14 protein-coding genes and 1 rRNA gene are annotated in these 13,373 nt (G+C 41.7%); 6 read left to right on the top strand and 9 right to left on the bottom strand.

Annotated features, from left to right (window positions below; translation table 11 throughout):
* Positions 1-15: 15 nt before the first annotated feature.
* From FUA25_RS04425 to FUA25_RS04390, 8 genes are all read right to left on the bottom strand, one after another.
* Positions 16-453, bottom strand: a complete 438-nt coding sequence (locus FUA25_RS04425; RefSeq protein ID WP_147755716.1) for a DUF6759 domain-containing protein — start codon at positions 451-453, stop codon at positions 16-18.
* A 71-nt stretch (positions 454-524) separates the two neighbouring features.
* Complete coding sequence (gene guaB, locus FUA25_RS04420; protein ID WP_147755715.1) at positions 525-1,985, bottom strand: IMP dehydrogenase; 1,461 nt, start codon at positions 1,983-1,985, stop codon at positions 525-527.
* Between the two features lie 131 nt (positions 1,986-2,116).
* Positions 2,117-2,641 (bottom strand): DUF4252 domain-containing protein, encoded by a 525-nt coding sequence (locus FUA25_RS04415; RefSeq protein ID WP_147755714.1) that lies wholly within the window; start codon positions 2,639-2,641, stop codon positions 2,117-2,119.
* A gap of 4 nt (positions 2,642-2,645) precedes the next feature.
* The gene (locus FUA25_RS13220) at positions 2,646-3,905 is read right to left on the bottom strand and encodes a DUF4252 domain-containing protein (RefSeq protein ID WP_185146655.1); all 1,260 of its coding nucleotides are present in this window, start codon (positions 3,903-3,905) and stop codon (positions 2,646-2,648) included.
* An 11-nt stretch (positions 3,906-3,916) separates the two neighbouring features.
* Positions 3,917-4,582 (bottom strand): hypothetical protein, encoded by a 666-nt coding sequence (locus FUA25_RS04405; protein ID WP_147755713.1) that lies wholly within the window; start codon positions 4,580-4,582, stop codon positions 3,917-3,919.
* Between the two features lie 10 nt (positions 4,583-4,592).
* On the bottom strand, positions 4,593-5,105 hold the full coding sequence (locus FUA25_RS04400; RefSeq protein WP_147755712.1) for an RNA polymerase sigma factor: 513 nt from the start codon (positions 5,103-5,105) through the stop codon (positions 4,593-4,595).
* A gap of 132 nt (positions 5,106-5,237) precedes the next feature.
* Positions 5,238-6,398: a GlmU family protein gene (locus tag FUA25_RS04395; RefSeq protein WP_147755711.1), complete on the bottom strand. Its 1,161-nt coding sequence runs from the start codon at positions 6,396-6,398 to the stop codon at positions 5,238-5,240.
* Positions 6,399-6,496: 98 nt separating this feature from the next.
* Positions 6,497-6,748 carry a type B 50S ribosomal protein L31 gene (locus FUA25_RS04390; RefSeq protein WP_147755710.1) on the bottom strand — a complete coding sequence of 84 codons (252 nt, stop codon included), beginning with the start codon at positions 6,746-6,748 and terminating at the stop codon, positions 6,497-6,499.
* Positions 6,749-6,926: 178 nt separating this feature from the next.
* Between FUA25_RS04390 and FUA25_RS04385 the strand changes: the two genes are divergently transcribed.
* The 6 genes from FUA25_RS04385 (at position 6,927) to FUA25_RS04360 (ending at position 13,115) form a co-directional block, all read left to right on the top strand.
* Entirely contained in the window at positions 6,927-8,327 is a 1,401-nt protein-coding gene (locus FUA25_RS04385; RefSeq protein ID WP_147755709.1) for a hypothetical protein, read from the top strand.
* A 12-nt stretch (positions 8,328-8,339) separates the two neighbouring features.
* Positions 8,340-8,666 (top strand): nucleotide pyrophosphohydrolase, encoded by a 327-nt coding sequence (locus FUA25_RS04380; protein ID WP_147755708.1) that lies wholly within the window; start codon positions 8,340-8,342, stop codon positions 8,664-8,666.
* A 14-nt stretch (positions 8,667-8,680) separates the two neighbouring features.
* Complete coding sequence (locus FUA25_RS04375; RefSeq protein WP_147755707.1) at positions 8,681-9,904, top strand: 3-phosphoshikimate 1-carboxyvinyltransferase; 1,224 nt, start codon at positions 8,681-8,683, stop codon at positions 9,902-9,904.
* 7 nt (positions 9,905-9,911) lie between these two features.
* Entirely contained in the window at positions 9,912-10,703 is a 792-nt protein-coding gene (locus tag FUA25_RS04370) for an SDR family oxidoreductase (RefSeq protein WP_147755706.1), read from the top strand.
* 41 nt (positions 10,704-10,744) lie between these two features.
* Entirely contained in the window at positions 10,745-12,337 is a 1,593-nt protein-coding gene (locus FUA25_RS04365) for a hypothetical protein (protein WP_228411649.1), read from the top strand.
* 160 nt (positions 12,338-12,497) lie between these two features.
* A complete protein-coding gene (locus tag FUA25_RS04360; RefSeq protein WP_147755704.1) occupies positions 12,498-13,115 on the top strand; it encodes a DUF922 domain-containing protein in 618 nt (205 codons plus the stop codon).
* A 175-nt stretch (positions 13,116-13,290) separates the two neighbouring features.
* Here FUA25_RS04360 and rrf read toward each other — a convergent pair.
* Positions 13,291-13,373, bottom strand: a 5S ribosomal RNA gene (gene rrf, locus FUA25_RS04355); the annotation flags it as partial.

Genomic DNA, 13,373 nt, shown 5'->3' with positions numbered 1-13,373 from the left:
AAATCATGAAAGGCTTTAATTTTCTGACAGTTTAAGAATCAGCGGTTCCACAATCTGTTTTTGGGAATAGTATTGAGCGCTGCACATCTTCGCTTTCAGCGTATAGTTGCCTTTTCTGATTTTCAGATAATTTTTGCCTCCTTTTGAAATGGGCAGATTGTAGATTTCGTTTCCGTTTATTTCCACGATTCTTACAATGATATCGCAGTTCGAAAAATTGTCAATAACAACAGCAGTAAAAGGGTCTTCCACATCATCATCGCCCAAAAGATAAGTCAGGACTTCCGCTGTTCGCAGGTTCTTCCCTTTTTTTTCAAGTTCCGTCAATTCATAAAATTCTCTGGCTTCACTATTTTCTGAAACGGTTGCACTCTTACCTGCAGGAAACTGCGTTTCTACAGTTTTGCAGCTGGTAAGAAAGACCACAAAAAAAAGTACCAGAAATTTATTCATGTAACGAATTTAAAAAAAACCTGCCATAGTGGAGACCCTGGCAAGTTTTTTAAATGTTATATCTTGAGTTTTTAAACCGAATAATTCGGCGCTTCCTGCGTGATGATCACATCGTGCGGATGCGATTCTTTCAGTCCGCTTCCGGTAATCATGACCATTTTGCCGTCCTTCTGTAAAGTGTCGATGTCTTTCGTGCCGCAGTAACCCATTCCGGCTCTGATGCCTCCAGTCAACTGAAATACGACTTCTTCGAGTTTTCCTTTGTGTGGAACGCGGCCTTCAATTCCTTCCGGAACAAATTTTTTGGCTTCGCTCTGGAAATAACGTTCTTTCCCGCCACGTCTCATGGCTGAAAGCGATCCCATTCCCTGATATGCTTTGAATTTCCTTCCCTGGAAGATGATTTCTTCGCCCGGCGCTTCATCCGTTCCAGCCAGAAGTGAACCCAACATTACCGCGTTTGCTCCGGATGCCAAGGCTTTCACGATATCTCCGGAAAGTTTTACACCACCATCAGCAATTACTGCAACATTCTTGCTTTTTGCATATTCAAAAACATTATAAATTGCTGAAAGCTGCGGCACTCCTACCCCTGCCACAACTCTTGTTGTACAGATGGAACCCGGACCAACCCCAACTTTCAGAATGTTTGCGCCGGCCTTTATCAAATCTTTTGCCGCTTCGGCAGTAACAATATTTCCCCCAACGATATCCAGATCCGGGAAGTTTTTGCGGATTTCTGAAATTTTATCCAGCACGCCTTTCGAATGTCCGTGTGCAGAATCTACCGCGATAATGTCTACTCCGGCTTTTACGAGGGCCGAAACTCTTTCGATTGTATCCTCACCCACTCCAACTCCGGCGCCGACAATCAGTCTGCCGCTTTCATCTTTGTTGGCGTTTGGATATTCAAGTTGATTGTCGATATCTTTTATCGTAATCAAACCTACCAGTTTAAAATCTTTGTCAACGATCGGAAGTTTTTCTACACGGTTTTTTAAGAGGATATCTTTTGCCTCTTCGAGATTCGTGGCTTTATCGGAAGTGATGAGTTTGTCTTTTGTCATCAGTTCCTCCACCTTTGCACTGAGGTTTTCCTGATATTTTACGTCACGGTTCGTGATGATGCCGATGAGTTTGTTGTTTTCATCAACAACCGGAAGGCCGGAAATCTTGAAATTGGCCATCATTTCTTTGGCCTGCGCTAAAGTATGATCCTTTGACAAGGTAACCGGATCTGAAATCATTCCGTTTTCCGAACGTTTCACGCGGTACACCTGCGCTGCCTGTTCGGCGATGGGCATGTTTTTATGAATGAAACCAATTCCGCCGACTCTGGCGAGTGCGATCGACATTTCTGCTTCGGTTACCGTATCCATTGCTGCAGACACGATGGGAACATTAAGAGTAATTTTATCGGAAAGCCGTGATTTCAGGGAAACCTGATGTGGCAGAACTTCTGAATAAGAAGGGATAAGAAGAACGTCATCGAAAGTGATGGCAGTTTCTACGATTTTGCTGTGAATAGACATCTTTACTTTCTTTGCAAAATTAAGGTATTTTTTTTAAAAATAAAAATCGTTTGGATTTTGTTAATTAAAATTAATTTAGAGATCGTCTTTTCAAAAAAATAACCCCAGATTTTTCTGAAGTTATTTTTAATTTATTTGGAAACGAGCTTTCTGACGTCTTTTTTCTCGGAATAATTAATGAGCCTGGAGATATCATCGGCGGTGAATTTGCCGGAAACATCTACGAAAACCAGTTCGCTGCCCGAATGTACGGTAATCATCAGTTTTTTAATGACCTCGCCGGCCTGTTTCGCCTGAAACTTTATAGTCTCATTTTCTTTTTTAACCGTCATCCATTCTTCGAAACGGTTCGTGGTTAAATATTTGGCAAAATCCGCGAGCATTTTCGGATTTCCGTTTTCCACGGCCATCACCTTCACATCAGAAACTTTCCGGATGAGGTTGATGAGCTCCTCACTTTCGCCTTCTTCACGAAGCGTTCTCGCTACTATAGGCTTTGCAAGAAACATCGGAACATTGATGCTCGTAAACGTCGCGCCTTTGTAATCGTAATGCGGATTATCGAAGAAGCCCATATTCGGGTGATGCGATACCACGCAGGACTGCAAACTGAAAATAAATAAAAAGGCAGCAAGTAAGATTGAGAGTTTTTTCATGATTTTAGTTTAAAGATTTTACACTTCCGCCGCTGGTCGTTTTAATCACACCTGAAGTATTTGTAGGTTTCCCTTTATACCTGACCGATGCACCGGAAGTTGCTGTTGCATTAAGCGTCTGGGTCGCATGGATTTTCAGGTTGGCGCCGGAAGTTGCGGAAACCGTTGCATTTGCGGCAACCAGGTCCTGCGCATTACAGTTTGCCGCACTCGTCAGGTCAAAAACTGCACTTTCAGTTCTCCCTACCACCGTCGACATGGAACCGCTGGTTCCGGTGACGGTGATTTTTCCGGTATCCACATCCAGTTTGGCGTTGGCGCCGGAAGTGATTTCCATTTCCACCGCATTGGAACTGATATCCGCATTGAGGCTGGAACCGGAGTTGATATCGGCTTTAAAATAATCTTCTTTTACCGTATTTACCGTGGTAAGGAGAGATCCCGAACTTAAGGCAACCGAGGAAAGTCTTGGCGCTTCAATCGTTACAAGCAGTTTTCTGAATTTCAGGTTGCTTTTGTCCTTATTTTTAACTGAAATCACCAGAATTCCATTTTCCACTTCTGTGGAAACATATTGCTGAAGGTTGGGATCGGTCTCTACAACCACCGTTTGTTTATTTCCCTGAGTGAAATTAACTTTAATGCCGTTCGAAACTTTGATTCCGGTAAATTTTCCCACGTTCCGAACCTGTGTAACGCCTTGTGAACTGATGTTTTCGGTCACCAAAGAGGTTCTTGGGGAAGAATTCTCCGCTTCGTTCACGAGCCTGTTGACGTCATCCATCGAGATTTTTCCGTCGAGCATCATCAGCACCGTATTGTCTTCGGAATTGATGCTTAAAAGAAGATCATCCAGAACCCCGTTTACCGCATCCGACGAAAGAAATTTTATCTTATTGTCTTTGCTGTTTACGGTCATCAGTTCTTCATATTTCATATTTTTAATGGAATTTGAAATATCCGTCTGAAGGTTCTGAAAAATATGCTGCTGTCTCTGATCCTGGTTGGATGATGATTCCGGTTTTTCAACGATCAGGATGCGTAATCCGTTGATTTTGCTCAGCAGCGGTTTGATCTGATCGAGTTCTGAATCACCGATATTCAGCTTGTTGAGCATATTGAACATCGGTTTGGCGATTTTTATTGAAGTAACGCCTTCGGCTTCCTGGTATTTTTCAAAAAGAATATCCAGTTTCTCTTTCTGCGCATTTACACTGAAGAAATACGAAAAGGTAAGGGCAAATATGAAGAGTAATTTTTTCATTATTAAAATTTTTAGTAATCCATGTTTAAGTTGTTTAGGGCATCGGTTTGTGCCACTGTTTTTGACACATTTTCAGAAAGAATACGGAAGGAATACTTGGTGAGGTCAATCGCTTCCTGCTCACTTTCTATTTTCTGTCCGTTGATGATCACATAATCAGATTCATAATCGGAATTCGAAACATTACGGACTGGTGCTGATTTTAATGGAGCTGAATTCTGAACAAAATGAGGTCTCACTTGTTTTTTCAATCTTCCGCGTTTCGGCAGAATCTTATCCAAAACATCCTCATTATTTCCGCTGATTGCAGAATCAGAGACCAGACTGTCGGAAGCGACCGTTACGGAATCTTCGGTTTGAACGGCAGCGATGATGTTGCTGTTTTCAAAATCATTTTTCTGTTTTTTGATTTCGTTTTCCACCAAAAGGCTCTGTTCGCTGTGGGTTGGTCCGTTAAAAAATTTGAAGACCATTCCGAGGGAAACAAGCAGTACAAGACTTGCTGCCATCAGGAATATTTTCGGAAAAGAGGCGCCTTTCTTTCCTGAAACTTCAGGACTTTTAACATCGGTGTTTTCGGCTTTCGCTAAAAAATCCTCGAAATTCCAGTCCATTTTTTCTTCTTTCAGTCCGCGGAGGATTTCGTTGTATTTTTTCTGTGATTTATCGTTCTGCATGATGAGTCATTTATAAATTTTCAATGATTCTGTTTTCGAAGTCCATGAGTTTCTGAATCTGCTCCTTGATTTTCTGACGCGCGCGCATCAGATTCACCCGGACTGCATTTTCCTCCATTTCCAAAACTTCGGCTATCTCTTTCACTTCATATTCCTCTACATCTTTCAGGTGAATTACGGCTTTCTGTTTTTCCGGAAGCTCGCTGATGAACTGAAGAATCTGTTCCTTTAAATTGTTCGTATCCATCTGATATCTTTCGCTCCTGTACATCTGAAAATCTGCAAAACCCATTTTTACGTCGTGGTGCCTTAACCGGTTCAGGCATTCGTTTTTAACAGATTTCAGGGCATAGGATTTCAGGCTTCCAAAACTCGCGAGTTCTTCTTTTTTCTGCCAGAATTTCAGCATCAGATCCTGAACAACATCTTCCGCTTCGTCACTGCTCATCACGAATCTTTTCGCAAAACGGTACATTTCGTCCTTAAGGCAAAATACCGTATCTCTGAAAGTCTCGTGAGTCATAGTTTTGTTTCTGTAGGTAAGACAACTAATTTGTGAAATATATTACATCAAAATAAAAAAAACTTCAAAACGAATTTGAAGTCTGATGTTTTCTATCAAAATGTAACCAGGTAATATGTGAGTGAGTACCCATCAGTATTCCGCGTAAACATATTTAAAAATCTCTTTATCTTTATCTGTAAAAGCCATTTTCCTTCTTTCCATCACTCTGGCCGCAACTTCGTACGCTTTGTCCAGTCTGAATTTTTCATCTCCTTTCATTCCGCCCCAGCTGAAATTAGCGATATAATTTGGCGGGAAACCCGGTTTAAAAATATTTCCGGCCATACCGACAACCGTTCCGGTGTTGAATTGCGTGTTAATAGCGGCTTTCGAATGGTCTCCCATAATCAGTCCGCAAAACTGTAAACCGGTGTCCTCAAAATCCTTGAGCCTGTAATTCCATAATTTAACGGTGGAATAATTGTTTTTGAGGTTTGAAGAGTTCGTGTCTGCACCGAGATTGCACCATTCGCCAATTACAGAATTCCCAACAAATCCGTCATGACCTTTGTTTGAATATCCGAACATGACAATATTGTTCACTTCGCCGCCGACTTTTGAATGTGGACCAACGGTTGTAGCACCGTAAATTTTAGCACCCATATTGAATTTCGATTCTTCGCACAGCGCAATGGGACCGCGGAGATTGCAGCCTTCCATAACTTCGGCATTTTTCCCGATATAAATTTTGCCAGTTTTGGTATTTAAAGTGGAATATTCCACCGACGCGCCTTCTTCAATAAAAAGATCTTTTCTATCGCCCAAAAAACCGTTTGTTGATGACAGTTCCTGAGAAATCCGGCCTTTTGCAAGTAAATCGAAATCGAAATCGATGGCTTTTTGGTTATAGGAGAACAGATCGGTGGTTTTTTTGAAAAAAGTAAGCTCCTCATCAATGTCCGTCATCTTTTCGATATGGCTCAATGAAAAGTTCTGCATGTTGATTTTCACGGCCAGAAGTTCGTTTTCATAGACCAATGCTTCACCAAGTTTGAGATTTTTAATCTGATCCAGCACCTGAACAGAAGGCAGAAAGTTCGGAACGATGAAAAGGCTTTCTATGGGTTCCGGTTTTTTAAATTTGTGCTGAAGAAAATCTTCGGTGCTATAAGAAATATCGGAACTGTCCAGTAATTTCTGCCACCTTTCAGAAAAAGTCAGGACTCCGCAGCGCATTTCTGCAACAGGCCGGGTAAAAGTGAGCGGAAGGAAGTCTTCCCAATACTGCGCGTCCGAAAAAACAAGCTGCATATAAAATCTATTTTAAAGGTATATTTTCTTTTCAAATTTACAAATAAAAAAAGTCCTTCAAAAAATTGAAAGACTTTTTTATAAAATGCTGCAAAAAATTATTTTGCGAATTTCTTGTATTTGTTCATGAACTTGTCTACTCTACCAGCAGTATCTACCAATTTGGTTTTACCGGTGTAGAATGGGTGAGAAGTAGATGAGATCTCCATTTTGATCAAAGGAAAGCTTTCTCCTTCGTATTCGATGGTATCTTTCGTATCTGCTGTAGATTTGCAGATGAACATCTCGTCGTTACTCATATCTTTGAATACAACAAGTCTATAATTTTCTGGGTGGATTCCGTTTTTCATAACTGATTATTTAAATTTTAGAAAATTTGCTTTTGAAACAGTAATGGTATTCCTCTGCCAAATTTTAGACTGCAAAAATAGAACTTTTTTTTGAATACCCAAAGAAGAAACCTAAAATTTTTAAACGTATTTGTTTTCACTAATTTTCATTAAATTTGAAATCCTTAATTCTACTCTTATGAAACTTAAAATACTGAGCGCGTTTGGTTTTTGGGCACTGCTTATGGTTTTTTCCTGCAACCGCGACGATATTTCCTTTGATCCGCCGACTCAGGACCTGAGATTTTCTCGTGACACGGTATTCTGTGATACCGTTTACCATCAGGTACGGTCAGAAACCTATGCCGTGAAAGTTTATAATGATGAAGATAAAGATATTTTAATTCCAACCATTTCCCTTTTTGGCGGAGTAGAATCTCCTTACCGCATCAATGTCGATGGGAAATCGGGATTTGAATTCACTGATGTTCCTTTGAGAAAAAAAGACAGCCTTTATATTTTTGTGGAAATCGCACCGACAGCAAACGGCGTACAGGCGATTGCCGAAGACCAGATCATTTTTAAAAGTCCGGCTTCCACCCAGCATGTTACGCTGTTTTCAGTCGTTCAGGATGCTGAATTTTTTGTCAAAACAGGCTCAAACACGAATATTTTGACCGGAAATGTGACCTGGACCAATAACAAAGCCAAAATTATTTACGGCGATTTAACGGTAGGACCGGGATCTGTTCTCAACATTGAGCAGGGCACGAAAGTATATTTTCATAAAAACAGCGGAATGAAAATTTCTGCTGGTGCAATCATGAATGTAAACGGAGATCTGACCAGTGAAGTGATTTTCCGTGGCGACCGGAACGACACCAAATACGACACGGTCCCAAAAAACTGGAATTCCATCCGTTTCGAAACCGGATCACAGCTCAATATGAATTACGCGAGGGTTTTCGGTGGAACAAGAGGGCTGGATATGAAAGAAACCACGGCCAATATCAAAAACACCATTATCCACACTTTCCAGGAATATGGTATTTATGCAGTGAATTCAACTGTCAATGCTCAAAACCTGGTCATGAACAACTGCGGCAATGCTGCTTTCGGGATTTTCAAAGGTGGAACATACAATATCGATCATTCAACCGTCGCCAATTACTGGAATCTAAATATGACCACCGCCGCTTTCGGAATTTACGCAACTAACGAATGGGTGAATCCTGACGGGCAGACGGAAAACGGTGCTTTGACATTCAATCTGAAGAATTCAGTTGTTTATGGGAATATACCCAATGCGGTACAGTTCAAACCGATTTCAGGACAGACATTTAACTATCAGATTCAGAATTCCCTCCTGAAATACGACAGCAGTGCAGGATTCGTATTTGATGCCAATCCTAATATCATCTCTTCCATAAAAAATCAGGATCCGAAATTCATAAATTATTTTACGGAAATGATGAATTTACGCGTGGCTGCCGATTCACCCGCTAAAAACAAAGGAGATGTGGCTGTTGCGGCAACCGTTCCTTTTGACATTGTAAAAGTCGGAAGAACATCCAGCCCTACTGCAGGCGCTTACCAATAAATTTATTGAATTATGGAAATTACAAAACTCCAGCAGGAAGCAGATGAATGGATAAAAAAAGTTGGGGTCCGGTATTTCAACGAACTGACGAATATGGCGATGCTCACCGAGGAAGTGGGTGAAGTGGCGAGAATTATTGCGCGGCGTTATGGCGAACAGAGCGAAAAGGAAAGTGACCTTTCCAAAGATCTTGGGGAAGAACTCGCCGATGTTCTTTTTGTTGTTTTATGTCTGGCCAATCAAACAGGAACTGATCTTCAGGCCGCTTTTGACGCCAAGATGAAAAAGAAAACCGAAAGGGATGCCGACCGTCATCAAAATAACAAAAAACTACAATAACTGCTGTCTTCGATATGTTTTTAAAAAAGTCAAAATTGCTGGGAAATAAGACCATAGAAATCAGCGGTTCCAAAAGCATTTCGAACCGTCTGCTGATCCTGCACCAGCTTTTTGAAAACATCATTATAGAGAACATTTCCAATTCTCAGGACACGCAGCTTCTAAAAAAAGCGCTGGAAAGTGATGCACCGGTCATCGATATTCACCATGCCGGTACCGCGATGCGCTTTCTGACCTCTTATTTTGCGATTCAGGAAGGAAAAACGGTGATTTTAACCGGTTCTGAAAGAATGAAACAGAGGCCTATAAAACCGCTCGTAGATGCGCTGAATGAATTGGGCGCTGACATTACCTACACAGAAAATGAAGGGTTTCCACCTTTGAAAATCATCGGAAAAAGACTCACGAAAAACACCGTTCATATCCCTGCAGATATTTCGAGCCAGTTCATTTCGTCCTTAATGCTGATCGGACCAAAACTGGAAAACGGTCTCGAAATTCATCTGGAAGGCAAGGTCACGTCGCGGCCATATCTGGATATGACCCTTAAAATTCTCAGAAATCTCGGCATTCCGAATCACGGAGAAGGGAATCTTATTCAGATATCCCCAAACCTGGAAACTGAAAAAACCTCACAGCTGATTAAATTTGTGGTGGAAAGCGACTGGAGTTCCGCCTCCTATTTTTATTCGCTGGCCGCGATCGGGCGGCAGTGTATCAATCTAAAATATTTCCGGCCCTATTCACTTCAGGGCGATTCGGTGATCAAGGATCTTTACTGGAGTTTCTTTGGCGTTAATACCATTTCGGAAGGTTCGGACAGCAGAATTTCGCTTCTGCCGGAACAGCAGTTTAGTTATCCGCAGAAAATTATCGTGAATATGAACGACTGTCCGGATATTGCACAGACGCTTTGTGTTACCGCGACGGCGCTGAATATTCATTTTGAGATCACTGGATTGTCGACTTTAAAAGTAAAGGAAACCGACCGGCTTCAGGCTTTGAAGAACGAACTGTTTAAAATCGGCTGTATCTCTGATATTACTGAAGATTCCATTTTCTCTGTAAAGTTTTTTGAACCGAATGAAAACATTATCATCGAGACGTATAACGATCACCGCATGGCCATGAGCTTTGCGCCTTTCTGTCTCGTGAAAGAACTGAATATTGAAAGCACAGACGTCGTTGAAAAATCATATCCTGACTTTTGGCGGGATTTTGCTGAACTTATTGAATAATACATAAATGACAATCATCATCACAGGAACATCTTCGGGAATCGGTTTTGCTTTGGCAGAGTTTTTCGGGAAAAAAGGACATCATGTTTTCGGGCTGAGCAGAAAATTGGTGGAATCACCTTATTTTACAACCATTCCAACCGATATTACCGATAATGACCAGGTCGGGAATGCCATATCAGAAATTTTAAAGACAGAAACCCGTATCGATGTGCTGATCAACAATGCGGGAATGGGAATGGTGGGTGCCGTGGAAGATTCTTCAAAGGAAGACATCCTGAAGCTCTTCAACCTGAATCTGGTTGGTGCAGTACAGATGATGAGCGCCGTGTTACCTTCAATGCGCGGACAGAAAGCAGGAAAAATCATCAATGTTTCGAGCCTTGGTTCCGAAATGGGTCTGCCGTTCCGTGGATTTTATTCCGCCTCCAAATCAGCGCTGGATAAAGTGACTGAAGCCATCCGTTACGAAGTATATCCGTGGAATATCGAAGTCTGCACGCTACATTTAGGCGACATCAAAACAAAAATCGCCGAAAACCGGGTAAAAACAAAGGTTTCGGAACCGTATCAACAAACCTTCGATCATGTATATGCTTTGATGAATGCGCATGTTGATGAAGGCTCAGAACCCAACGAAGTGGCTGAGTATATTGAAAAGCTGCTGAATAAAAAGACAGCCTGGAAGGCCCATTATTACTTCGGGAAATTCGGTCAGAAAATCGGTGTGCCGCTTAAATGGATACTGCCACAGCTTTTTTATGAAAAACTCATGAAGAAATATAATAAACTCAGCTAATTAGAGTTGACATTAGATATCCCTTTCCGTTGAAAATTCATTTGCTTTCTCTGTTTTTTTTCTGCTGTGTCTTAGCGAACGCACAGCAAAAGGAGTTTTGGCTCATCGATGTGAAAACGGAGCAGAAAAAGCAGGTAAAAGACTCTCTCACGGCTGTGAAGTTCCTTGACTCGCTTTCACAGAACAGTTACTATCTCACGGAACTTAAAAACGTCGCGGTTAACGGAAACAAAACAGAAATCTTCTATGACAAAGGAAAGAACTTCAATGAAGCAACGGTCAAGGTTTCAGATTCCTTGGCCAGAACACTGAACACAAAACCTCAGTTCTTCACCAAAAACCTCGATTCTCTTAAGAGGGTCATCAACAGGAATTTTATCGATAAGGGTTACGCATTCAGCCGGATCAAAACACGCTTTCTGGGCATGAACAAAGGCGTTCCGGAAGTGGAAATCAATGTGAACAAAGGCAACCAGCGCAAGATCAACGCATTCGTCATCAAAGGGTATGAAAAGGTTCCGAAACGTTTTGTGAAGAATCTGGAAAAGGAGTTTCAGGGGAAAATCTACGATGACCGCAACCTGGTTCAGATCAATCAGTCGCTGCAGAACCATCCCTTTATCACTTTGGAAAGGCCTCCGCAGACGCTTTTCACGAAAGATTCCACCCAGGTCTTCCTCTTCCTTCAGAAAAAGAAATCCAACACTTTCGATGGGGTCATCGGTTTCGGGAACGACAAGACCGATAAGTTCACGTTTAACGGAAGCCTGAATGTGAACTTCCGGAACATGTTCAACGGGTTCGAAAGCATTAACATCTTCTGGCAGCGGAACCCCGATAAAGGCCATACTTTCGACCTGCAGAGCGACATCCCCTATCTTTTTAAGTCGAATCTGGGTACCAATATCAATGTGAATATTTACCGGCAGGATTCCACCTTCGCTACCGTAAAGTTTCTGCCGTCGGTGTATTATCATATAAATAACCGCCAGAAACTGGGGCTTCGAGGAACTTTTGAGTCCTCCACAGTCCTCGATTCCCTCTATGTACAGGGGTCTGATTTCACTAAAAAAGGAATTGGAGTATGGTACGATTTCAGCGAGCCTTCGGAAGTCGAACTGTTTATGTACCGGACGAAACTGCGCGCAGAATATGATGTGCTCTCGGTCCTGTATGCCGGTGAGGAAAGTTCTTCGGCCCAGTCACGGTATTATTTTTATGGGGAAAGGAACTTCCACATCAAAGGAAACAATTACCTGAACCTGAAGGCTGAAGGAGCGCTGCTGAACTCGAAGACGGAACTAACCTCCAATGAACTGCTGCGTTTCGGCGGCTGGAATTCGTTGCGGGGATTCAATGAGAATTCCCTTCTGGGGGATTACTATGCGCTGGGCGGCGCCGAGTATCGCTATCTGATCGGGAACCAGGCCTTTTTCGATGTCTTTGGGCAGTATGCGCAGCTCAACAACAAAACTCTGGCCCAGAAGCCCAAGCTCTACAGCTTTGGACTTGGCTTTAATTTCTTTCTCCCGATCGGTCTCATGAGTTTCCAGATTTCGAATGGGAATGAATTCGGTAACCCTGTGAAGTTCGGGGATACGAAGATCCACTGGGGAATTTTGACGAAGTTTTAATTATTATATGGTTATCTCTGGAAGTCCAGTTTTACATTATCCATTTGGTTCTTCACTTTGTACAGAATGATGCCGAAATTTGTGCAAAAATCGACAAATTGCTGCGCAGACTCCTAAAATAAGTAGAGAACTTTAATTTGCAACTCATAATTACGAACTAATGACTAAAAGCAAACCCTATCAGTATTGTTTAAAATTCAAATACTTTTCATCAGTGAAGTTCAGAACAATGGTGTTTTTCTTGGTGATGATTTCGGCGACTCTCTGTGCGCAGGAAATTAAAATCAATGGTATACAGCGGGATGGCAAACTACGCTGGGATGATTTCCCGGAAAAAGATGACCCCAATTTTTCTTTTGATGCTTATATAAAATACTATTACACATTCAATATACCACGTTTTAAATTAAAAAATAACGTTTTCGTTCCGGCCGAGGTTGTTGGTACATTGCAGTTCAACCAAAACGAATCCTGGGTACGTCCCGGAAAACAAAATGACGAACTTTTGACACATGAGCAAGGCCATTTTAATATAGGCATATTGACTATAAGAGAAATAATGAAAGAACTGAAATCGATGCGATTTCAACCACACGAAAAAAACCCAAAATCAATATTTGATGGAATTGTACAAAAAATAAAGAATAAATATAATGAGATGGAAAAAAATTATGATTTAGAAACCAACCATTCGCTGGATAAGGAAAATCAAGAAAAATGGAATTCTTTCTTTAGAAAACAACTTCCTGAATTATGCGACAAACCGCAGAAGGATTAGCTTCCAGCTTCTAACGGCTTTCGGCTTGATGCAGCTGGCAGTCAGCTTCCCGCAACCTTGACCCGCATTTATCACCTTGAGTCGGTAGTGTCCAACATCTGATATCTGAAGTCCTTACCTCTTGGTTCTTAACACAAAAAAAGCCCATCAAACTAAATTGATGAGCTTTAAAAAAAACTGGCGGCGACCTACTCTCCCGCTTTCGCAGTACCATCGGCGCTAGAGGGCTTAACTTCTGTGTTCGGAATGGGAACAGGT

Source organism: Chryseobacterium sp. (assembly GCF_008014695.1).
Taxonomy (GTDB): Bacteria; Bacteroidota; Bacteroidia; order Flavobacteriales; family Weeksellaceae; genus Kaistella.
Note: the sequence above shows the minus strand (reverse complement) of the source record. Positions and strands in the feature narration are given on the sequence as shown.